This is a genomic window from Sulfuriferula plumbiphila, from assembly GCF_009938015.1.
Classification (GTDB): Bacteria; Pseudomonadota; Gammaproteobacteria; order Burkholderiales; family Sulfuriferulaceae; genus Sulfuriferula; species Sulfuriferula plumbiphila.
Genome location: NZ_AP021884.1, coordinates 2,242,964 through 2,263,062, shown reverse-complemented (window position 1 = coordinate 2,263,062; position 20,099 = coordinate 2,242,964). Strand labels below are relative to the sequence as shown.

At 58.7% G+C, this 20,099-nt stretch carries 24 protein-coding genes; 15 read left to right on the top strand and 9 right to left on the bottom strand.

The window, feature by feature from the left end; all coding sequences use genetic code 11:
- Nucleotides 1-105 precede the first annotated feature (105 nt).
- Nucleotides 106-1,467, bottom strand: a complete 1,362-nt coding sequence (locus GZH91_RS11715; protein WP_147071981.1) for a sigma-54 interaction domain-containing protein — start codon at nucleotides 1,465-1,467, stop codon at nucleotides 106-108.
- Nucleotides 1,468-1,697: 230 nt separating this feature from the next.
- Here GZH91_RS11715 and GZH91_RS11710 point away from each other — a divergent pair, with 230 nt between their 5' ends.
- Nucleotides 1,698-2,966, top strand: a complete 1,269-nt coding sequence (locus GZH91_RS11710; protein ID WP_147071979.1) for an NAD(P)/FAD-dependent oxidoreductase — start codon at nucleotides 1,698-1,700, stop codon at nucleotides 2,964-2,966.
- A 119-nt stretch (nucleotides 2,967-3,085) separates the two neighbouring features.
- Here GZH91_RS11710 and GZH91_RS11705 read toward each other — a convergent pair whose 3' ends face one another.
- A complete protein-coding gene (locus GZH91_RS11705; RefSeq protein WP_147071977.1) occupies nucleotides 3,086-3,463 on the bottom strand; it encodes a winged helix-turn-helix domain-containing protein in 378 nt (125 codons plus the stop codon).
- A gap of 95 nt (nucleotides 3,464-3,558) precedes the next feature.
- Between GZH91_RS11705 and GZH91_RS11700 the strand changes: the two genes are divergently transcribed.
- From GZH91_RS11700 to GZH91_RS11635, 14 genes are all read left to right on the top strand, one after another.
- Nucleotides 3,559-4,026, top strand: a complete 468-nt coding sequence (locus GZH91_RS11700; protein ID WP_223264520.1) for a DUF302 domain-containing protein — start codon at nucleotides 3,559-3,561, stop codon at nucleotides 4,024-4,026.
- A 72-nt stretch (nucleotides 4,027-4,098) separates the two neighbouring features.
- Entirely contained in the window at nucleotides 4,099-4,446 is a 348-nt protein-coding gene (locus GZH91_RS11695) for a metalloregulator ArsR/SmtB family transcription factor (RefSeq protein ID WP_198415308.1), read from the top strand.
- A gap of 84 nt (nucleotides 4,447-4,530) precedes the next feature.
- The gene (locus GZH91_RS18420; RefSeq protein ID WP_371860359.1) at nucleotides 4,531-4,806 is read left to right on the top strand and encodes a low molecular weight phosphatase family protein; all 276 of its coding nucleotides are present in this window, start codon (nucleotides 4,531-4,533) and stop codon (nucleotides 4,804-4,806) included.
- On the top strand, nucleotides 4,806-5,213 hold the full coding sequence (locus tag GZH91_RS11685; RefSeq protein ID WP_147071971.1) for an arsenate reductase ArsC: 408 nt from the start codon (nucleotides 4,806-4,808) through the stop codon (nucleotides 5,211-5,213). The genes GZH91_RS18420 and GZH91_RS11685 overlap by 1 nt, the downstream gene beginning before the upstream one ends.
- Before the next feature lie 6 nt (nucleotides 5,214-5,219).
- On the top strand, nucleotides 5,220-6,533 hold the full coding sequence (locus tag GZH91_RS11680; RefSeq protein ID WP_147071969.1) for an arsenic transporter: 1,314 nt from the start codon (nucleotides 5,220-5,222) through the stop codon (nucleotides 6,531-6,533).
- A gap of 27 nt (nucleotides 6,534-6,560) precedes the next feature.
- Nucleotides 6,561-6,944, top strand: coding sequence for a fluoride efflux transporter CrcB (gene crcB / locus GZH91_RS11675; RefSeq protein ID WP_147071967.1), 384 nt, complete (start codon nucleotides 6,561-6,563; stop codon nucleotides 6,942-6,944).
- A gap of 4 nt (nucleotides 6,945-6,948) precedes the next feature.
- A complete protein-coding gene (locus GZH91_RS11670) occupies nucleotides 6,949-7,263 on the top strand; it encodes a DUF190 domain-containing protein (protein ID WP_147071965.1) in 315 nt (104 codons plus the stop codon).
- A 5-nt stretch (nucleotides 7,264-7,268) separates the two neighbouring features.
- Nucleotides 7,269-8,027: a sulfite exporter TauE/SafE family protein gene (locus GZH91_RS11665; protein WP_147071963.1), complete on the top strand. Its 759-nt coding sequence runs from the start codon at nucleotides 7,269-7,271 to the stop codon at nucleotides 8,025-8,027.
- A gap of 71 nt (nucleotides 8,028-8,098) precedes the next feature.
- Nucleotides 8,099-9,442: an NfeD family protein gene (locus GZH91_RS11660; RefSeq protein WP_147071961.1), complete on the top strand. Its 1,344-nt coding sequence runs from the start codon at nucleotides 8,099-8,101 to the stop codon at nucleotides 9,440-9,442.
- A 2-nt stretch (nucleotides 9,443-9,444) separates the two neighbouring features.
- Nucleotides 9,445-10,236, top strand: coding sequence for a slipin family protein (locus GZH91_RS11655; protein WP_147071959.1), 792 nt, complete (start codon nucleotides 9,445-9,447; stop codon nucleotides 10,234-10,236).
- 74 nt (nucleotides 10,237-10,310) lie between these two features.
- Entirely contained in the window at nucleotides 10,311-11,456 is a 1,146-nt protein-coding gene (gene earP / locus GZH91_RS11650; protein WP_147071958.1) for an elongation factor P maturation arginine rhamnosyltransferase EarP, read from the top strand.
- 45 nt (nucleotides 11,457-11,501) lie between these two features.
- Entirely contained in the window at nucleotides 11,502-12,062 is a 561-nt protein-coding gene (efp, locus tag GZH91_RS11645; protein ID WP_147071955.1) for an elongation factor P, read from the top strand.
- Between the two features lie 142 nt (nucleotides 12,063-12,204).
- Nucleotides 12,205-12,555, top strand: a complete 351-nt coding sequence (locus GZH91_RS11640) for a hypothetical protein (RefSeq protein ID WP_147071953.1) — start codon at nucleotides 12,205-12,207, stop codon at nucleotides 12,553-12,555.
- Nucleotides 12,556-12,558: 3 nt separating this feature from the next.
- Nucleotides 12,559-12,972: a hypothetical protein gene (locus GZH91_RS11635; protein WP_147071951.1), complete on the top strand. Its 414-nt coding sequence runs from the start codon at nucleotides 12,559-12,561 to the stop codon at nucleotides 12,970-12,972.
- Nucleotides 12,973-13,378: 406 nt separating this feature from the next.
- Here GZH91_RS11635 and GZH91_RS11630 read toward each other — a convergent pair whose 3' ends face one another.
- The 7 genes from GZH91_RS11630 to GZH91_RS11600 all read right to left on the bottom strand — a co-directional run bounded on the left by GZH91_RS11630 (nucleotide 13,379) and on the right by GZH91_RS11600 (nucleotide 20,094).
- Nucleotides 13,379-13,687, bottom strand: a complete 309-nt coding sequence (locus GZH91_RS11630) for a HigA family addiction module antitoxin (RefSeq protein WP_147071949.1) — start codon at nucleotides 13,685-13,687, stop codon at nucleotides 13,379-13,381.
- Between the two features lie 12 nt (nucleotides 13,688-13,699).
- Nucleotides 13,700-13,978 (bottom strand): type II toxin-antitoxin system RelE/ParE family toxin, encoded by a 279-nt coding sequence (locus tag GZH91_RS11625; RefSeq protein ID WP_147071947.1) that lies wholly within the window; start codon nucleotides 13,976-13,978, stop codon nucleotides 13,700-13,702.
- A gap of 78 nt (nucleotides 13,979-14,056) precedes the next feature.
- On the bottom strand, nucleotides 14,057-15,235 hold the full coding sequence (gene metK, locus GZH91_RS11620) for a methionine adenosyltransferase (protein WP_147071945.1): 1,179 nt from the start codon (nucleotides 15,233-15,235) through the stop codon (nucleotides 14,057-14,059).
- An 83-nt stretch (nucleotides 15,236-15,318) separates the two neighbouring features.
- Nucleotides 15,319-16,440 carry a methyltransferase gene (locus tag GZH91_RS11615; RefSeq protein ID WP_147072008.1) on the bottom strand — a complete coding sequence of 374 codons (1,122 nt, stop codon included), beginning with the start codon at nucleotides 16,438-16,440 and terminating at the stop codon, nucleotides 15,319-15,321.
- A 138-nt stretch (nucleotides 16,441-16,578) separates the two neighbouring features.
- A complete protein-coding gene (locus tag GZH91_RS11610; protein WP_170227437.1) occupies nucleotides 16,579-17,637 on the bottom strand; it encodes a DMT family transporter in 1,059 nt (352 codons plus the stop codon).
- A gap of 75 nt (nucleotides 17,638-17,712) precedes the next feature.
- Nucleotides 17,713-18,720: a hypothetical protein gene (locus tag GZH91_RS11605; RefSeq protein ID WP_147071943.1), complete on the bottom strand. Its 1,008-nt coding sequence runs from the start codon at nucleotides 18,718-18,720 to the stop codon at nucleotides 17,713-17,715.
- Between the two features lie 171 nt (nucleotides 18,721-18,891).
- Nucleotides 18,892-20,094, bottom strand: coding sequence for a BaiN/RdsA family NAD(P)/FAD-dependent oxidoreductase (locus GZH91_RS11600; RefSeq protein WP_147071941.1), 1,203 nt, complete (start codon nucleotides 20,092-20,094; stop codon nucleotides 18,892-18,894).
- Nucleotides 20,095-20,099: the final 5 nt, after the last annotated feature.

Here is a 20,099-nt window from a genome sequence, read left to right as displayed (position 1 = left end):
AATGTGAGGCAAGGGCAGCGGTATTGCGCTTGTCGGACCTAGGGTGCCCAGGCGCATCGCTCGGAAAGGGTGTTATTCGAGGGAATAACTCTCCAATAAAGACTTTTAGGCCAGATTGTAATGCTTCAGCTTGCGGTAGAGGGTGCGTGCGCTGATACCCAGTGAATCCGCCACATTGCGGCGATGGCCGTTGTGTCTGACCAACAGCCCGGCGATGTGATGTGCCTCCAGTTCCGCGATGGAGGTCCCATGTGGCTTGCTCATCCCTGTCTTGGCCGGGTCGCTGGCAGGAACTTCGGAAGGGGCATGGTCATGGTTGTGTATGGATGAATGACTGCGCAGGTGGATATGCGCGGCGCTGATGATGCCGTGGCTGCTCATGGCCACGGCTTTCAGCAAAATATTGCGCAGTTCCCGCACATTGCCCGGAAAGCTATGCCGCATCAATTTTTCAACGGCGTCGTCGGTGAGTCTGCAACGTGGCGCACCCGCCTGGGTAATGCGTTTGAGCATAGCTTCCGCCAGTGCCGGGATGTCGCTGCTGCGCTCCTTCAGGCTGGGCAGGCGCAGGTCAATGCCGGCGATACGGTAATACAGATCAAGACGGAAGTGGTTGGTTTCGGCCATCTCCAGCAGGTCGCGGTTGGTGGCGGAGATCAGCCGCACATCGGCGTGCAGGGTGCCGGTGGCGCCGAGGCGACGGAACTCCCCGCTCTCCAGTACCCGCAACAGCTTGGCCTGCATGGTGGGCGGGATTTCGCCGACTTCATCCAGAAACAGGGTGCCGCCGTCTGCCAGCTCGAATAAACCCTGGCGTCTTCCAATACATCCGGTAAATGCCCCGCGCTCGTGACCAAACAGTTCATCCTCGAACATGGTCTCCGCAATCGAGGCGCAGTTCACCGCGATGAAGGGCTTGTTGCGCCGCGTCGAGCGGCGATGAATGTATTGCGCCGCCAGTTCCTTGCCGACACCGCTTTCGCCCAGCAGCAGGATGGCGGCCTCGGATTCTGCCGCCCGGCTGAGCTGGTCAAGGCAGGCGAGAAAAGCCGGCGAATTGCCGATCATGCGCATGTCTTCGCAGTCCAGTTCATCCGAGCTGGCGATGTGGAAAATCGCTTCTCCCAGGTAGCGTTGGTTGCCCGAGCCTTGAATCGGGTGCCCCTTGATACGCGCATATTCCGGACGGTTATGGCGGTCGAAATGGGTATGGATAACCTCATGCGGCTGGCCGCTACGAAACACTTCCTGATGCGGGCAATCCTCGCCATTCTGGTGGCAGGGAACAGGAGAACGGTGCGATACCTCGTGGCACGTTTTTCCCACCACTTCGTTTCTATCCATGTCATAGGTAACGCAATAAGCACGGTTGGCCGCGACGATGCGGTAATTTTCGTCTATCAGCACGAAAGGGTTTTCCTGTACGTCAATCAGGGATTGAAGTTCCGGTGCAAGCAAAGTATCCATGAGGATTTTTTTCCTGACAAAGTGTCATGACACGAAGTGTCAGCTTAGTGCAAAGCAGCCAAAATGACATGACGATTTTTGATGCGATGTGTATTGCCTGGCGTTATTCTTTTGTTATCAATGTATTGTAATTTTGGCATGAGTATTGCTCAGCCACACGCACGGTTGGCACCGGCGGATCAGCTTCCTGACCGATAAAAAACCGATATTTGATATGAGGATAACCATAAATGGCACACATCGTTATCATTGGCGCAGGCATAGGCGGCATGCCCATGGCCTACGAAATGCGCGAGCAGGCGCGCAAGGAAGACCAGGTGACGGTCATTTCCGACACGGATACTTTCCACTTTGTCCCTTCCAACCCCTGGGTGGGCGTGAAATGGCGCACCCGTGCAGACATCGCCTTTCCCATTGCATCTTACCTGAATAAGAAAGGCATCGATTTCATCCACAGCGGCGCCAAACGCGTGCACCCGGACAAAAACCAGGTCGAGCTGATGGATGGCCGTCACGTCGATTACGATTACCTGATTATCGCCACCGGCCCCAAACTGGCGTTTGACGAAGTTCCCGGTCTGGGCCCTGAGGGGCATACCCACTCGATTTGCCATGTCGATCACGCTGAAAAAGCCGCCCAAAAATGGGATGATTTTTGCGCCAGTCCGGGCCCGATCGTGGTGGGGGCGGTGCAGATGGCCTCCTGCTACGGCCCGGCCTACGAGTATGTCTTCATCATGGATACAGACCTCAAGCGCCGCAAGATACGCGACAAGGTGCCGATGACTTTCGTCACCGCCGAGCCATACATCGGCCACCTCGGCCTGGGCGGCGTGGGCGATTCCAAGGGCTTGCTGGAAGCCGCCATGCGTGACCGCCATATCAAGTGGATATGCAATGCCAAAACCACCAGAATCGAGGCGGGCAAAATGTTCGTCACGGAACTCAACGACGACGGCAGCGTGAAAAAGGAGCACGAGCTGCCGTTCAACTACGCCATGATGCTGCCCGCGTTTAAAGGCGTAGACGCGGTGTTGGGTATTGAGGGCCTGACCAACCCGCGCGGTTTCATCCTGATTGATCCGTACCAGCGCAACCCCAGGTTCCAGAACATCTATTCGGTGGGCGTGTGTGTCGCCATTCCCCCGGTGGAAGTCACCCCGGTGCCGACCGGCGCGCCCAAGACCGGTTACATGATCGAATCCATGGTCACCGCCACTGCGCACAATATCCGCAACGCACTGGATGGCAAGGAGCCGATGGAAAAAGCCACCTGGAACGCCATCTGTCTGGCGGACTTCGGTGATACCGGCGCGGCCTTTGTGGCGCTGCCGCAGATACCGCCGCGCAACGTCAACTGGTTCAGGGAAGGCAAGTGGGTGCATCTGGCTAAAGTCGCGTTCGAAAAATACTTCATCCGCAAGATGAAGAAAGGCACCACCGAACCACTGTACGAGAAATATGTACTCGGCGCCCTGGGGATCAAAAAGCTCAAATAACTGAAACTGAAGTTGCCTCTACCAGTTCAAGCCTGAGCGACTGGTTGGCAGAGCCGGGCCACACGGATTGTAAACGGCTTGCTCTGCGTGCCCGGTATTTTTCGTGGCTTGAATCGCTGCTACTGAATCGTGCCCTCACCCGTCACCAGTGCCGCCGCAAATTCCCGCTCAAGCTGGCCCAGGAAGTCCTGGTGGCGTTGCTCCAGTTGACGATACGCGGCGATCAACGCCAGCGCCTGCGGGGTGAGGCGCGCGCCGCCGCCGCCCTTGCCGCCGGTAGTGGTGTTCACCAGTGGCACATTGAGCGCGTTGCCCATCGCATCCACGGCATCCCAGGCGGCTTTGTAACTCATTTTCATGGTGCGTGCGGCCTGTGAAATAGACCCGGTCGCGCCGATTTTTTCCAGCAATTCCACGCGGCCGCGACCCAGCATGTTTTTGCCCGCTGCGGTCAACCAGATGCGTCCGCGTATGCGTATGTTGGCCGTATCTGCCATGGCATTTTCCTGCGGTTTAAATGTCCTATTGTAACCAAGCCGCATTGCGGGATACTTGGGATGAAGATATTTTCGAGGAGAGCAGCGTGAAAACGATGAGAATGATTCTGCCAACCGTCCTGATGGCATTCTCGCTGGGGAGTCATGCCGCAGGCGAAGATGCATACAACGTGGTGTATACGGCTCACGGCGATTTTGAATTCATCCGCGACGCGGTAGCTGCCGCCGTTGAGGGCCAGGGGCTGAAAATCAATCACTTCAACAAGATTTCCGCCATGCTGGACAACACCGCTGCGGCGGTGGGCGATACCAGGAAGATTTATCTCGATGCCGAGCAGATGGAGTTTTGCAGCGCAACTATCTCGCGCCAGATGATGGAAGCCGACCCGCACAGTGTGGCGATGTGCCCGTATATCATTTCTGTGTATAACTTGCCGGCTGATCCGAAAACCATCTATATCAGCTACCGCAAACCGCCCCTTGGCAGTACGCCCAAATCCAGAGCGGCATTTCGCGCGGAGGAAAAGCTGCTCGACGCTATCATCAAAGAGGGTATTCAGTAATATCGGCTGAGCGGTTTATGGCTTTTCTCATCGAGGCTTGATATATTCGATAAAGCGAATATAATTGCCGCCATGTTAAGCGAACAGGCATTTTTTGAAATTCTTTGTGACGAAACACGGCGTCGCTTACTCGGCCTGTTGCGGCGTGAAGGCGAGTTGTGCGTATGCGAGCTGTATTACGCGCTGGACCTGGCCCAGTCCAAAGTCTCGCGCCACTTGAGCGTGATGCGCGAAGCGGAAATGCTCAGCATGCGGCGCGCGGGCACGTGGATTTATTACCGCATCAATAGCCAGATACCCGCCTGGTGTGACCGTATTCTCGCGCAACTGGGTGAAGTCTGGGTGGGTAGTCCGACGCAGCAGCAGGATGCGGCGCGCTTAACCGGCATGAGCAATCGTCCGGCGCGCTGCTGCGCCTGATTTTTTTGCCTGTAAATATCTGTTTAAACGAATATATAATTCAAGGATAGCGGGTGCAGGTTCAACGGCAGGCTTCGCATAATTATGAGTAATAATTTCTTCAACGTGTTGTTTCTGTGTACCGGCAACACTGCCTGTTCGATCTTAGCCGAAGCCTTGTTGAACCGTTTTGGTCCAGGCCGTTTCCATGCTTGCAGCGCGCAATATTCCGGTTGCCGTATCGGCGTGTTGCACGCCCACGCCTTCCGGGAAATCCTGCTGTTAATCAGGGCTTCATGTCCGCAAGCTGTCGTGGTGATCGATGAAAAAGCAGTCCATGCGGGCGGTGTGCCCGGGCAATTCCTTGTGGAGAGTAAGTGATGCGTAAAAAAACGGTGTTGATCCTGTGCACCGGCAATTCCTGCCGCAGCCAGATGGCTGAGGCGCTGGTGAATCACGATCTGGGCGACGCGGTGCGGGCGATCTCCGCTGGCACGCGACCCCAGCCCAAAGTGGCCGATGCTGCGGTAGCCGCGCTGCAGGATCTGGGCATTGCGACTGACGGGCTGCACCCCAAGGACGTGGATGCGGTAATGAACGAGGCGATTGATCTGGTGATTACCGTGTGCGACAACGCAAAGGAAGCGTGCCCGGTATTCCCGCGCGCCATTCCCAGCGTGCACATGCCGTTTCACGATCCGCACGGCGAGCCGCTGGAGAGCTTCATGCGCGTGCGCGATGAAATCCGCGCAAAGCTGGTGCCAGAAGTCGCGCGGCGTCTGGGATAAGCAGCCATGCTGGTTGCGCTGCTTATTTTTCTGGTTACGCTGGCCCTCGTCATCCGCCAGCCCAAGGGTCTGGGTATCGGCAGCGCAGCCTGGCTGGGTGCGGGTGCTGCGTTCCTGGCTGGTACGGTATCGCTGACCGACATTCCCACTGTCTGGCATATCGTCTGGGATGCCACCTTCACGCTGATTGCATTGATACTGATTTCGCTGATCCTGGATGCGGCGGGGTTTTTCGAGTGGTCGGCGCTGCATGTGGCGCGCTGGGCGCGGGGATCGGGCCGGGCGCTGTTTGTGCTGATCGTGCTGCTGGGCAGCGTGATTGCGGCGCTGTTTGCGAATGACGGCGCGGTGCTGATCCTGACGCCACTGGTCGTCGAAATGCTGCGCGCGCTGCGCTTTTCGCCGCCTGCGATGCTGGCGTTTGTGATGGCGGCGGGATTTGTGTCGGATTCGGCCAGCCTGCCCTTCAAGATTTCCAATCTGGTCAATATCGTTGCCGCCAACTACGCGGGGATAGGCTTTACCGATTACGCGGCGGTGATGGGTGTGGTCAACCTGGTGTCGGTGGTAGCCTCGCTGCTGGTGCTGGCCTGGTATTTTCGCCGCACAGTGCCGCCAGCCTACGACCCGGACCAGCTTGCCGACCCCGCGGGTGCGATTCGCGACCCGTTTGTGTTTCGTGCTGGCTGGATAATATTGCCCGGTTTGCTGGTGGGCTATTTTCTGTCGCAACACTGGGGCGTGCCGACCTCGCTGATTACCGGGGCAGGTGCGTTGGTGTTGATGCTTGCCGCAGGCCGCGGGCATCTGCTCAGGCGTCAACCGAGGGCGGTCATCCCGGTGTGGACTATCCTGCGCGAGGCACCCTGGCAGGTGGTGGTGTTTTCGCTGGGCATGTACCTGGTGGTATACGGGCTGGGCGACCACGGTCTGACCGCAGGCCTGTCCCATGCGCTGGAATGGCTGGCAAGTTATGGCCTCACCGCGGCCACGCTGGGCACGGGTTTCATGATGGCGGCACTGTCGGCACTGATGAACAATATGCCCGCTGTGCTGGCCGGCAGCCTCGCCGTGGCGCATGCGCAGGTAGACCCGGCGATACGCGAGGCGATGGTTTATGCCAACATCGTCGGCTGCGATCTCGGCCCCAAGATCACCCCCATCGGCAGCCTTGCCACCCTGCTGTGGCTGCACGTGCTGGCGCAGCGCGGCATGAGGATAGGCTGGGGGCAGTATTTCCGGATTGGTGTTGTACTTACCGTGCCGGTACTGTTGGCCGCGCTGTTGGCGCTGGCAGGCTGGCTGGGTTTTTTGCGTTAAAGCCGCGCTTCACGCTATCCTTGCAGGATGGGAGTGAACGCTTTTTTGGCAATCGGAGTGGGTGCGGCGCTGGGCGCATGGCTGCGCTGGGGACTGGGACTCTGGCTGAATCCGCTGTTTCCCACGTTGCCGATGGGCACGCTGGCGGCTAATTTGCTGGGCGGCTATCTGATCGGGCTGGCGATGGCTTTTTTCGCCAGCTATACCGGGCTGGCGCCGGAAGCACGGCTGCTGGTGATTACCGGATTTCTGGGCGGATTGACCACGTTCTCCACTTTTTCCGCCGAGATATTCACGCTGCTCTCGCGTCAGCAATGGGGCTGGGGACTGACGTCGGTGTTCCTGCACCTGGTCGGCTCGGTGCTGATGACCGCACTCGGCGTGCTCACCTTCAGGTTTTTCAGGGGCTGATGTGATGCAAGATAACTGGCTGCGCCTCTACACTTCCGAAAAACAGAAACACGTCGGCAAACCGCTCTATGAATGGCTGCTGGAAACCGCGCGCAAGCAAGGCATCGCAGGCGGCACGGTATTCCGGGCGACCGCCGGATTCGGCCGCCATGGCTTCACTGAGGAAACCTTCTTCGAGCTGGCAGGCGAGTTGCCGATGCTGGTGGAATTCATCGCCAGCGCGGAACAGGTCGAGGCGCTGCTGGCCCTCTGCGCGCAGGAAAACCTGCGCCTGTTCTACACCCGCATCCCCGTTACCCACGGCATCACCGGTTCCTGAGCGGGATGACCTCTTACGCCGACCAGGCCATCCTGTTCGTCGCGTCTTTTGCCGCCAACTGGTTTTCTGCACTGTCCGGCGGGGGGGCGGGGCTGATCCAGTTTCCCATGCTGATTTTCCTCGGGCTGCCCTTCGGCGTGGCGCTGGCTACGCATAAAGTCGCCAGTGTGGCGTTGGGGCTGGGTGCTACTGTTCGCTATCTCAGGGAAAACCATCTGGAACGGCGTTTTTCCCTGATCATCCTCGGCGCAGGCTTGCCCGGCGTGGTGCTGGGGGCCGGCACCATCCTTCAGCTGGCGCCGCGCACTGCCCTTTTTCTGCTGGGTGTGCTGACCCTGGGTCTGGGGCTGTATTCCGTATTCAAACCCCGTCTGGGCATGGAGCATGCGCCGAAAAATCGGGAAGGCAGCGGGCTGCTCACCGGCATGCTCGGTCTGTTCGTGGTGGGCTTTCTCAATGGATCGATCACTTCCGGTACCGGTCTGTTCCTGACCATCTGGCTGATTCATCATTTCGGCCTCGATTACAAGCGCGCCGTGGCCTACACCCTGGTGCTGTGCGGGTTGGTGTGGAACGGCACCGGCGCGCTGGTGCTGGGCTATCTTGGCAGCATCGCCTGGGGCTGGATGCCGGCGCTGCTGGCGGGCTCAATCCTGGGCGGCTATTTCGGCAGCCATATTGCCATCAGGAAAGGCAACCTGTGGATCAAGCGCGCGTTTGAAGTGATCACCATTCTGATTGGCGTCAAGCTGGTTCTGGGCTGAAACCGCAACTGAACAAACGTTGCGAGGGTCTATAGTGTGGGATAGGTCAACCCGGATGCCACAGGCTCACCATGAAGCGCTTTAGTACATTCCTGTTGCTGTTACTCGCGTTGGTGTGGAGTACGCTCGCATGGGCTGCCGCACCGGTGCTGCTGTTGAAGGTGGAGGGCGCCATCGGGCCGGCCAGCGCAGATTACGTGACGCGCGGGCTGGAACACGCCGCCCGCGATGGAGCACAGCTGGTGGTGTTGCAAATGGACACGCCGGGCGGGCTCGACACGTCCATGCGCAAGATGATCAAGGCGATTCTCACGTCACCGGTGCCGGTGGTCAGTTATGTCGCGCCCAGCGGCGCGCGCGCTGCCAGCGCCGGCACCTATATCCTCTACGCCAGCCACATTGCGGCGATGGCGCCCGGCACCAATCTGGGCGCTGCAACGCCGGTGCAGATCGGTATACCGGGGTCACGCGAACCGCAAAGTGCTGGAGACGGAGGCGGAAAACCAGCACAGGCGTCCAAAGATGCCATGACCCGGAAGGCGGTCAACGATGCCGCCGCCTATATCCGTGGCCTTGCCCAGTTGCGCGGGCGTAACGCACAATGGGCAGAGCAGGCAGTACGCGAGGCGGCCAGCCTGTCTGCCGAGGAAGCACTCAAAATCAGGGTGATTGATTATGTGGCGCCAGACCTGCCGCATTTGCTCCGGCAACTGGATGGCAAGCAGGTCAGCGTAGTCGGTGGCGTGCGCACATTGGCCACCGCAGGCGCACCCCTGATTGCTTACCAGGCTGATTGGCGCACCCGCTTCCTCGCGGTGATTACCGACCCCAGCGTGGCGCTGATTCTGCTCATGATCGGCGTATACGGGCTGTTCTTCGAATTTTTCAACCCCGGCTTCGTTGCACCCGGTGTACTGGGCGGCATCTGTTTGTTGCTGGCGCTGTATGCTTTCCAGTTGCTGCCGGTGAATTACGCCGGCCTGACGCTGATCCTGCTTGGCATTGCGTTTATGGTGGCGGAGGCGTTCGCGCCCAGTTTTGGCGTACTCGGCATCGGCGGGGTAGCGGCTTTTGTCATTGGCGCGGTGATATTGATTGACACCGAACTGCCCGGCTTTGGCATTCCCATCGGTCTGATTGTCGCGATAAGTGCAGTCAGCGCGGTACTCATTGCAAGCCTGGCCGGCATGGCGCTGAAGGTGCGGCGCAGAACCGTGGTGAGTGGGGCCGAGCAACTGCTCGGCAGCGTCGGCGAGGTGGTCAAATGTAGTGAAGATATTTGCTGGGCGCGCGTTCACAGCGAGTTGTGGCAGGTCAAAAGCACCCAGGTTCTGATTCCCGGTCAGCATATCCGGGTCACTGGCAGGGAAGGCCTGACGCTTATTGTCATGCCTCAATTTGAAAAAGGAGTCTGAGCATGGAATTCAGTTTCGGTTTTGGTGGTGTGTTCATCATCCTGATTGCGCTGGCGGTTTCGTCAATCCGTATCCTGCGCGAGTACGAGCGCGGTGTGGTGTTCCAGCTGGGGCGATTCTGGAAGGTGAAGGGGCCGGGGCTGGTGATCATCATCCCGGGGGTTCAGCAAATGGTGCGGATAGAATTGCGCACCGTGGTGCACGAGATCCCCCCCCAGGACGTGATCTCGCACGACAACGTCTCCATCAAAGTCGACGCGGTGCTTTACTTCCGCGTGGTGGACCCGGAAAAAGCCTTCATCCAGGTGGAGGATTATTTTTCCGCCACCAGCAAGCTCGCCCAGACCACCTTGCGCTCGGTTCTGGGCAAGCATGATCTGGATGAAATGCTGTCCGAGCGGGACAAGATCAACACCGACATCCAGACGATACTTGATTCCCAGACCGAGGCCTGGGGGATCAAGGTCAGCGTGGTCGAGATCCGCAATATCGAACTCACCGAAGACATGATTCGCGCCATCGCCAAACAGGCCGAGGCCGAGCGCGACCGCCGCTCCAAAGTGATCCATGCGGATGCCGAGTTCCAGGCATCGCAGACCCTGGTCAATGCCGCCGCCATTCTGGCCTCTGCGCCGGGGGGCATGCAGTTGCGTTATCTGCAGACCCTGGCCGAGATCGCCACGGAAAAGAATTCCACTATCGTCTTTCCGCTGCCCATCGATCTCATCAAGCCGTTCCTGGAGATCATGGAGAAAGCGTCCGGAAAGGGAAGTAAGGACACGCCTGCTTCCTAAGCAGCCTGGGCTTGACTGCCAAGCCTGGAAGCGGCTCAATACCTGCCTTTGCAGCAGTGGGTATAAATGGAGCAATGGAGACAGGCCGCAACTGGGATATTTTCTGCACCGTGGTGGACAACTACGGCGACATCGGCGTGGCCTGGCGTCTGGCGCGGCAGCTGGCCGCCGGGCATGGCCTGAATGTGCGCCTGTGGGTGGATGACCTCGGCAGTTTTCATCATCTCTGCACTGCAATCAACCCGATACTGTCCGCGCAAAGTGTGGACGGGGTGACCGTGCGGCATTGGGTTAGCCCGTTTCCCGATGCCACGCCTGCCGATGTTGTCATCGAAGCCTTCGGCTGCAAATTGCCGCAAAGCTACCTGACTGCAATGGCCGCGATGCAGCCCAAGCCGGTCTGGGTCAATCTGGAATATCTCAGCGCTGAAGATTGGGTGGAGGGCTGTCATGGACTGCCTTCGCCGCATCCCCGGCTGCCGCTCACCCAACATTTCTATTTCCCGGGTTTTAACGCCCATACCGGTGGCCTGTTACATGAAGCTGGGCTCGCCGAGCGGCGCATAGGCTTTCAGCGCGACCCGGCGGTGCAGGATGATTTCTGGATGTCGCTGGGTATGAAACCTGCACCCGATGCGCTACGGGTGTCCCTGTTTGGCTATGAAAATCCCGCCGTGGCGGAATTGCTCGAGGCCTGGGCAGAAGGCGAACTTCCGGTGCTGTGTGTGCTGCCGGAAAGCAAGTTGCTGCCGCAGGTCGCCGCATTCTTCGGCGCAACCGGGTTGATTCCCGGCGAGCAGCGCCAGCGCGGAAAGCTGATCCTGCACGTGCTGCCATTTTTGCCGCAACCCCGCTATGACGAATTGCTGTGGGCGTGCGACCTCAATTTCGTGCGCGGCGAAGATTCGCTGGTGCGCGGGCTATGGGCGGCGCGGCCATTGGTCTGGCATATTTATCCGCAGCGGGACGATGCGCACCTGGAAAAACTGAACGCATTTTTGAAGCATTATTGTGCAGGGATGTCTCCTCAGTCCGCCACGGCCTTGCAGGATTTTTGGCATGCCTGGAATGCAGGCAAGGGAGCGGGGCCGGCCTGGGTGAATTACCGGCAGCATCAGGCCGAGATCGATGCCCACGCCTGCCGCTGGGTTGATTGCCTGTTGAAAAACGAAGATATGGGCGCACGTCTGGTGCAGTTTTGCCAAAGTAAGCTAAAATGACCGGCTAAATTATCGCTCACTTCAATTTATTCAGCAGGATATAGCATGAAAACAGCACAGGAAGTTCGCGCAGGCAATGTAATTATGGTCGGTACCGATCCCATGGTTGTATTGAAAGCCGAGTTCAGCAAATCCGGCCGCAACTCGTCCGTGGTCAAAATGAAGATGAAAAATCTGCTTACCGGTTCCGCTTCCGAGACCGTGTATAAAGCCGACGAAAAATTTGAACAAGTCGTGCTCGAACGCAAGGAGTGCACTTATTCCTATTTTGCCGACCCGCTGTATGTGTTCATGGACAGCGAGTTCAACCAGTACGAAGTCGAACTGGAAAACATGGGCGACGCGTTGAACTATCTGGAAGACGGCATGAGCCTGGAAGTGATTTTCTACAACGGCAAGGCCATTTCCGTGGACATGCCCACCACTGTGGTGCGCGAAGTGACCTACACTGAGCCCGCGGTGCGCGGCGACACCTCCGGCAAAGTGCTCAAACCTGCCAAGATTACTACCGGCTTTGAGTTACCGGTGGCTGCGTTTGTTGAGATTGGCGACAAGATCGAAATCGATACACGTACCGGGGAATTCAAACGGCGTATTGCGGCCTGATTCAGACAGCAGGCATTTACCAAAAAAAGGTGGTCTTGGGCCACCCCTTGGTTTTTGGCAGATCGCAGATTGGTTTTCTTGGCCGCCACGGTCTATAAAGAAAACCACCCGGTTGTCGAGTTTATATAAAGGAGTCTGGATCATGCGTCTTTCTTCGGTATTGCCTGGCATCTTCGCTGCCCTGTTGTTCGTTCCGCTCGCCGCGCCGGCGGCCTCGGACAAAGCGTATGTCAAGATCATATCCCCGCTTCCCGGCGCCAAGCTGGACGCCATGGCCCAGACCAAGCTGGTTTACGAGGCCGTTCCCGGACCGCGCGGCGACCATGTCCATGTCTATGTGGATCACAAGGAAGTCGGAATACTGCGCCAACTGAAGGGTAGCTACACACTTGAAACGCTCGCACCCGGAACCCGCAACATCTGCGTCAAGGTGGTGAACAAGGCCCACGTGCCCATCGGGGTGGAACAATGCGTCAAGGTCAGCGTGGAGTAGGGTGTGGATCTTCAAAACCTCGCCTATGCCCTGACCCAGGTGATCCACAATTTTGGCGCGGTTACGGTGGTGGGTGGTGCGGCTACGGCTCTTTGGCTGGCGCCACGGCAACCCGTGCTCGGACGTTCCCTGGCGTGGCTGGTGATGCTGGCGTGGGCGGCCCAGATCGTCAGCGGCGTGGGCCTGGGCGCCATCAGCTTTTATTATTACGGGCGCTTTCCGGATATCAGCGGGATCGCCACTGCCGCACTGGCGATTAAAATAACCAGCGCCGTCATCGGCTTCTTTCTGGCCGTGCTTTATATACTGCGCGCGGCCCGCTGGCCTGACGCAATCTGTCGACGGATATGGCAGGCGCTCACCGGGCTGGGCGTCGTCGCACTGACGGCGGCGGCCTTTCTGCGCTGGTTTTCGTGATGAGCATGGCTAGCCAGCCGGAGGCCCCGCTCTGCCGGGGAGGCAGGGCAGCAGTCCGGGTAGGGCGCAATCCTTACCTTATTGCACCGAATGAAAAGAACGCTGCAATGGCCCACGTTAATAAATGGGGTCATGGGGTCAGGCACGAGGAAATGCTATTCCTCCACTCAAATAAAGTATCGCCACAAGGTGAGCCTTAGCGGCAAATCAAGGCGGTGCAGAAGGGGGAAGCGCGTCGCAAGTATCGTTTGTGTCGAGAAATCGAAGCACTGATACGGGTTTTCTCTGTGCCCTCTGTGTTGTGCTGTGGCTTGAATTGTTTTTCTACATCAGGTCGGGATTGCTCACCCTTCGTGGCAGCACAGTAGGGCAGACAATCAGCGCAGTTCACACAGTGGCAAAACTGTCACGCCGCCTGTCCCATGGGTGCCACGTCTTTCTCGATGCGCGCGCCATGTTCGGCCAGAGTGATTTTCATGTCGTAGTCCGATTGCAAGCCCAACCAGAATTCCGCGCTGGTGCCGAAATAGCGCGCCAGGCGCAGGGCGGTGTCGGCGGTGACGGTGCGGCGCTCGCGCGCGATGTCGTTGATGCGTGGGGCGGGTACACGCAAGGCGATGGCAAGCGCGTTGGCAGACAGTCCCAGCGGGATCATGAATTCTTCGCGCAGGATTTCACCGGGGTGAATTGGACGCATTCCATTGATAACTGTCATCTTGGCCTCCGTTCAGTGGTAATCGACGATTTCGACATCCAATGCATTGCCCTCTTCGTAGCGGAAACAGACGCGCCATTGATCGTTGATGCGAATGCTCCAGGCTCCCTTGCGGTTGTCTTTGAGTTTTTCCAGCCGGTTTTGCGGGGGGATGCGCAAATCGTCGATGCGGGTGGCACGATGCAGCATCTGCAATTTTCGTTCGGCAACCGTCTTGATATTCACGCATCGTGGCGTTGGACTGCCAGCAAACAAGGCCAGTGTGTCGGCGCATTTGAACGACTGGATCATGCGGTTATAATATAACGCAACACGTTAAATATCAAACAGATAATTCGGTCAGTATTCGTCTGTGTTTTCAAGCTGGCATCACACATCAAACAACGCCAATTTCCCGGCCTGATCAGTGCGTTCCCAGGTGAACTCCGGTTCTGTCCGTCCAAAATGCCCATAGGCGGCGGTCTGCCGGTAGATGGGTCGGCGTAAATCCAGGCTGTCGATGATGCCGCGTGGTGTCAGCTCAAAGCTGCTGCGCACCATGGTTTCCAGCTTTTCATCGGGCATGTTTCCGGTGCCATAGGTTTCAATCAGCAGGGAGACAGGTTCTGCTACCCCGATGGCATACGCCAACTGCACCAGGCAACGCTTGGCATAGCCCGCCGCGACGAGGTTTTTGGCGATGTATCTGGCCATATATGCCGCTGAGCGATCCACCTTGGTGGGGTCTTTTCCTGAAAATGCGCCGCCGCCGTGTGGGCAGGAGCCGCCATAGGTATCGACGATGATCTTGCGGCCGGTGAGGCCGGTGTCGCCATTCGGGCCGCCAATTTCGAATGGACCGGCGGGGTTGACCCACAGCCTGAAACCTGGTGAGCGCAGTTCCATCGGCACCAGCGGGTCGATGATTGCGCGCGTAATTTCCTGCGTGACCCAGACGGGATCGAGGTCGCGCTCGATCTGCGTGGAGATGATCACGTTCTCGATGCCTGCCACGCGCTGTCCTTCATACGCGACGGTCACTTGGCTTTTTGCATCGGGACGCAACCAGGGCAGGGCTCCGGACTTGCGCAGCTCGGCTTGTCGTTTCACGAGGCGATGCGCCAGCCAGATGGGGTAGGGCATCAGGTCCGGGGTTTCGTCACAGGCATAACCAAACATCAGCCCCTGGTCGCCTGCACCGATGTCGCCGTCTGCCAGTGTGATGCCTTTATGAATCTGGATAGACTGATGATTAAAGCGCACCTGCACTTCGCAACTGTTCGGATCGATGCCGGTTTCAGCATCCTGATAACCGATGTCGCGCAGCACCTGGCGGGCAATCTCTTCGGCGCGGTTTTGAATCTCGCTGAAAAGCGTCTTGCGGGCAGTCTTGAACTCACCGGCAATCACCAGCAGATTATCGGCCACGAAGGTTTCACAGGCCACTTTGGCTGTGGGCTCTTCGGCAAGAAAAGCATCCAGAATGGCGTCGGAAATCTGATCGGCGATCTTGTCCGGATGGCCTTCAGCAACGGATTCGGAGGTAAACAGATGGCGTCGGTTATTCATTGTTTGTTTCCTTTGGATGCGGGTGCATTGTGTGTATTAATCGTGAAAAAATCTTAGCATTGCGGTTGTGTGAAACCCGGCGCTCAAGCCGCAGCAAGCCGCCACAGCGAGGTGATCTCCGCCGCACGCGCCGTGTGCAATGGGTCGGTTTCGTCGGCACTGCGGGGATGCGTCGGCTTCACATCCATTCGCCCCACGACTTTCAATCCGGCTGCGTCGAAAGCAGCGAGTAACGCGTCCCGCGACCGCAGCCCCAGGTGTTCGGCCAGATCCGACAGTATCAGCCAGCCTTCTCCTCCCGGCTCCAGATGGGCCGCCAGGCCATCTAAAAAGCCCCGTAGCATGCGGCTCTCCGGGTCGTAAATCGCATGTTCGATAGGCGAGTTTGCGCGCGCTGGCAGCCACGGCGGGTTGCAGATGATGAGTGGCGCGCGTCCTTCCGGAAAAAGATTTGCCTGAACAATCTCCACCTGACCCATCAGTCCGAGCCGGCCGATATTCTCGCGCGCACAGGTTAATGCGCGCGGGTCCTGGTCGGTGGCTACGATGTGTTTTACACCTCTGTGCGCCAGCACCGCAGCCAGCACACCCGTCCCCGTACCAATGTCGAAGGCCCGCTCCAATGAGGGGAGCGGTGCCCCGGTCACCAGCCTCACGTACTCGCCACGCACCGGCGAAAACACGCCATAGTGTGGATGGATGCGATTGCCGAGCACCGGGATTTCGACGCCTTGCTTGCGCCACTCGTGGGCACCGATCACGCCGAGCAGCTCACGCAGCGAGACCACCGAGGGCGCCGCTCCCGCACCATACGCCTCGGTGCAGGCTTGCCGCACATCGGGTGCGCGCCGCAAAGGAATGCTGTAATCAGCCTCTAACGGCAGCAACAGCATCCCCAGTGTGCGCGCGCGCCGGGACTGGAACTGACGATGGAAATTGAACGCCTCGGTCGGTGACGCAGCGGGTTTGCGCGGTTTACGGTCGACGCGGCGCGCCATTGCCTGCAGCAACTGGCGCGCATTCTGAAAATCTCCCCGCCACAGCAGCGCAGTGCCCTCGCTGGCCAGGCGGTAGGCAACATCTGCCGCCATACGGTCATCGGCGACAGTCACCCGCCTGGGTGGCGCGGCGCCGCTCTCCGAGCGCCAGCGGGCAGAGTGGTGCGCGTCTGCTTCAGACCAGTTAACAACAGGATAGTCACTCACGCTGGCACACTCTTTCACCGTGCTGTTTCCTGGTCATTTCGTGTGGGTATGGTCATGGGGTTTGGGTCGTTGCGTTGATGCGCTTGGATAGTTTAAGTCATAGGACTGCGGTGTGCTTGTTCCCGTTTCGTCACCCGCTCAATGCCGGTGACGATGATGCATATCCGGAAAATGGTGATGGCTGTGCGTGATCGGCGCATGCATATGCTCGTGCGAATGCGGATCATGGCCTCCCCGGACGGAAGCGTGGCTATGCTGGTGATGCTCGTCGTGAACGTGGCGGTGCGCATGCCGTATCGGTTCATGAGTATGGCTATGCTCGTGGCGCTCGCTAAAGTGCAGCCAGACACCGATACCCATCAATACACTGGCGGGCCAGAACAGTATCCCCGGCGTTTCGCCCAGCAAGGGCAGTGCCAAAGCCGCTCCCGCAAACGGCGCGATCGAAAAATAGGCCGCTGTGCGCGCGCTGCCCAGGTTGCGTAGTGCCAGTATGAACAGCACCAGGCTGATACCATAACCGAACAAACCCAGCACGCCCGCGGCGAACACGATGCCCGCCCCCGGCACTTGTCCGCCGGCAGCACTCCCCAGCGCCAGATTGGTGATGCCGGCTGCCAGCCCTTTAATCATGGCGATCTGGGAAGCATCGCTGGCCGAAATCTTGCGGGTCAGGTTGTTGTCGACAGCCCAGAACAGACAAGCGCCGATGATCGCCAACACCCCCCAGGCCATGCCGAATATCGGCAGCTGTTGCCATGACAGCAGCGCGCCGGCAGTCACGATCAGCAGCATGCCGAGGGCAATGCGCCGGTCGAAGTTCTCGTGGAACACAAACCAGGCCAGCAGCGCAGTGAGCACGCCTTCCAGATTCAGCAGCAAGGATGCGGTTGAACCCTGGGTAAATTGCAATCCCCACATCAACAGCGCCGGGGCGAGCACGCCACCCGCCAGCACCGTGCCTGCCAGCCATGGTAAATCCTGCCGAAGCAGTGGCGTGGTATCGACCGGCTTGCCCGGCAATCGACGCAGCCAGCGCCAGGCGGCCAGCCCCAGTCCGCTGCCCAGATAAAGCAGGCCGGCCAGAATCAGGGGGTGAGTGGCGCCTACCAGCGCCTTTGCCATCGGCGTGCTGATGCCGAATAAAATGGCAGCGGCTAATGCCTGGATGATGCCTTTGTGGATTTCGATTCTCATTTTACGAATTTGTCTTGCTACGGATTTTCTCGTTAAAGCTGTGCAAACTGATCTGTCACTCACGCTGTCAGCACATTACTCGCGGAGCTCACCGTCGCGTCTAAAAAATTCCTTCATTAAAAAGTCTTCGAGTTGCGCATTATCTTCCTTGCGTGCCGACAGCACGATTACGCGGTTGAGGCGCTGTGATTCCCAATTAAAATCGCCTTTGTAATATTGGCGTATCAGCTCGATCATCCTGCGCACGATTGCGCGTTCCACATCGCCATTGAGTCCGGCGTCGACATCGATGACCTGATGCTGAAAGTGGCTGGAGTCCGTTGTCCAGCCGCGGAATGAAAACTGGGCCGTGCGCACGCCCATGCTGAGGATCTGGAATACGCCGTTGGTACCCCCAGGCTGGAGATTGCGTTTGATGTTGGCCATCCTGATTTCGTCAGGCGTGGGGTTGCGCTGGTTGGCGCCGGGTTCTGCGTCCGCTTGCTCGGCGGCTTGGCGGCGCGCTCTGACGGCATTGATATAACTCATCATGTCAGTCGGCGGCGCTGGGCTTGCGGTGGGTGTAGTGTCTACTACAGGTGCCGCAGGCATGACCGAGGTATTCAATGATGGTTTGGTCGTCGCGACCACCGCAGCAGGCGGTGCGTGTGGGCGAGGACTGACAGGAACGCGAGGTTTAAGCCTGGGTTTGCTGGTTTGTTGTTTAACTGGAGGCCTTGGCCGGATTTTCGGATTTTTAGTCGGATGGATTGGCACCCGCTTTGCATGTTTCGGTGTCACCCTTGCCGGCATGAGCGGCGTTAATTGCACGACCAGCGGCGCTTGCGTGTCTTGGACAGAGGGAGACCCGATGCGCATCTGCTTCTGGTTTAAGGTAAATAACAGCAGCGCATGCACCAGCAAAGACGCGATGACCGCAATGAGGGTACTGCGGCGGATATGAATCTCGAAATAACGCTGCCTGGGCGCGGGTAATTCCCAGGCAAATTTAATCGCGTCGGACTCGGCTGATTTCATTTGTGCTGGTGGTCTCTTCCAGCCACGGGCTTCCTGCTCAATTCCTATCCCCCAATTGCTTTGCATGAAGCGGGTTGCCAGTGAGTTGGCCCGAATGTTTCATCGTAACGATGCATGCCCGCGCGAGCGCTTTGTGGCGAATTCAAATTACCGTTGATAGTCGTGCAGCAAAAGCCAGTCAGAGCCGTTATGGGCGCCATGGTTCCATTGCGGAAAACACGATTGCCGGATTCAGGATTACGCAAACTGCCCCGCCACCCAGCCTGACGACCATGCCCACTGGAAATTGTAGCCACCCAGCCAGCCGGTTACATCGACCACTTCGCCTGTGAAATACAGTCCTGGCACTGTCTTGGATTCCATGGTTCTGGACGAGAGCGCGTCGGTATCCACGCCGCCCAGCGTGACTTCGGCCTTGGCGTAACCCAGGGTGCCGGCGGGCATGAGTGCCCAGCCTTTGAGTGCCGCAATCATTTCGGCCAGATCGCGGCTGGAATGCTCCGTCAGTGGTTTCACCCAGTCATGCAGCGCACACCATTCCTGGGCAAAGCGTTTGGGTAAATGTCCGGCCAGCAGGCTGGCGAGCGTGGCCTTGCCGTGGCGGTGCGGTGCGATCCAGGCGGCGGCATCCACGCCGGGCAGGAGGTCAATGGCGATCGGCAGCCTCTTGCCGCCGCCGTATTCCTGCATCTGCCAGTAGCTGGAAATCTGCAGGATGGCCGGGCCGGACAGACCGCGATGGGTAATCAGCATTCCCTCACGAAATGCGGCGGGCTGAGCGTCGCAATGGGTAGCGACATGCAGCGATGCGCCAGCCAGGGCTTGCAGCGGCGCAAGCATTTCTGCAGGGAGTGCCAGCGGCACCAGCGCAGGCTTGGGCGCGATTACCGGCAGATTGAATTGCTCCGCCACCTTGTAGCCGAACGGCGTGGCACCCAGTTTCGGTATCGCCAGTCCGCCGCTGGCGATCACCAGCGACTGGCAGCGCAACCTGCCGTGCCCTGTCATGAGTTCAAAACGCAGGCCGTCGTCAATCCGTTCGATGCTTTGTACGCTGCACGGCTGCGCCCATTGCACACCGCCGGCGTCGCATTCGGCGTGCAGCATAGCTATGATTTGGCGCGCGGAATCGTCGCAAAACAGTTGTCCCAGCGTTTTCTCGTGATAGGGGATGCGGTAGCGTTCCACCAGCTTGATGAAGTCGAACTGCGAATAGCGGGCCAGGGCGGAGCGCGCGAAATGCGGGTTCTGCGACAGGAAATTTTCTGCGCTGATGTGGCGGTTGGTGAAATTGCAGCGGCCGCCGCCGGAGATGCGGATGCGCTCGCCGATCCTGGCGGCGTGGTCAATCAGCAGCACGCGCCGCCTGCGCTGCCCGGCCTGGGCAGCGCACATCATGCCGGCCGCGCCGGCGCCGATGACGATGACATCGAAGTCCATTGGCT

Excerpts from the sequence above, each read along its gene's own strand:
- metK (WP_147071945.1), bottom strand. The coding sequence starts at position 15,235 with ATGAATAACCGACGCCATCTGTTTACCTCCGAATCCGTTGCTGAAGGC.
- GZH91_RS11630 (WP_147071949.1), bottom strand. The coding sequence starts at position 13,687 with ATGACAGTTATCAATGGAATGCGTCCAATTCACCCCGGTGAAATCCTG.
- GZH91_RS11700 (WP_223264520.1), top strand. The coding sequence starts at position 3,559 with ATGAGAATGATTCTGCCAACCGTCCTGATGGCATTCTCGCTGGGGAGT.
- GZH91_RS11680 (WP_147071969.1), top strand. The coding sequence starts at position 5,220 with ATGCTGGTTGCGCTGCTTATTTTTCTGGTTACGCTGGCCCTCGTCATC.
- GZH91_RS11665 (WP_147071963.1), top strand. The coding sequence starts at position 7,269 with ATGACCTCTTACGCCGACCAGGCCATCCTGTTCGTCGCGTCTTTTGCC.
- earP (WP_147071958.1), top strand. The coding sequence starts at position 10,311 with ATGGAGACAGGCCGCAACTGGGATATTTTCTGCACCGTGGTGGACAAC.
- GZH91_RS11705 (WP_147071977.1), bottom strand. The coding sequence starts at position 3,463 with ATGGCAGATACGGCCAACATACGCATACGCGGACGCATCTGGTTGACC.
- GZH91_RS11710 (WP_147071979.1), top strand. The coding sequence starts at position 1,698 with ATGGCACACATCGTTATCATTGGCGCAGGCATAGGCGGCATGCCCATG.
- GZH91_RS11605 (WP_147071943.1), bottom strand. The coding sequence starts at position 18,720 with ATGCAAAGCAATTGGGGGATAGGAATTGAGCAGGAAGCCCGTGGCTGG.
- GZH91_RS11670 (WP_147071965.1), top strand. The coding sequence starts at position 6,949 with ATGCAAGATAACTGGCTGCGCCTCTACACTTCCGAAAAACAGAAACAC.
- crcB (WP_147071967.1), top strand. The coding sequence starts at position 6,561 with ATGGGAGTGAACGCTTTTTTGGCAATCGGAGTGGGTGCGGCGCTGGGC.
- GZH91_RS11610 (WP_170227437.1), bottom strand. The coding sequence starts at position 17,637 with ATGAGAATCGAAATCCACAAAGGCATCATCCAGGCATTAGCCGCTGCC.
- GZH91_RS18420 (WP_371860359.1), top strand. The coding sequence starts at position 4,531 with ATGAGTAATAATTTCTTCAACGTGTTGTTTCTGTGTACCGGCAACACT.
- GZH91_RS11600 (WP_147071941.1), bottom strand. The coding sequence starts at position 20,094 with ATGGACTTCGATGTCATCGTCATCGGCGCCGGCGCGGCCGGCATGATG.
- GZH91_RS11655 (WP_147071959.1), top strand. The coding sequence starts at position 9,445 with ATGGAATTCAGTTTCGGTTTTGGTGGTGTGTTCATCATCCTGATTGCG.
- GZH91_RS11640 (WP_147071953.1), top strand. The coding sequence starts at position 12,205 with ATGCGTCTTTCTTCGGTATTGCCTGGCATCTTCGCTGCCCTGTTGTTC.
- GZH91_RS11695 (WP_198415308.1), top strand. The coding sequence starts at position 4,099 with ATGTTAAGCGAACAGGCATTTTTTGAAATTCTTTGTGACGAAACACGG.
- GZH91_RS11685 (WP_147071971.1), top strand. The coding sequence starts at position 4,806 with ATGCGTAAAAAAACGGTGTTGATCCTGTGCACCGGCAATTCCTGCCGC.
- GZH91_RS11660 (WP_147071961.1), top strand. The coding sequence starts at position 8,099 with ATGAAGCGCTTTAGTACATTCCTGTTGCTGTTACTCGCGTTGGTGTGG.
- efp (WP_147071955.1), top strand. The coding sequence starts at position 11,502 with ATGAAAACAGCACAGGAAGTTCGCGCAGGCAATGTAATTATGGTCGGT.
- GZH91_RS11625 (WP_147071947.1), bottom strand. The coding sequence starts at position 13,978 with ATGATCCAGTCGTTCAAATGCGCCGACACACTGGCCTTGTTTGCTGGC.
- GZH91_RS11715 (WP_147071981.1), bottom strand. The coding sequence starts at position 1,467 with ATGGATACTTTGCTTGCACCGGAACTTCAATCCCTGATTGACGTACAG.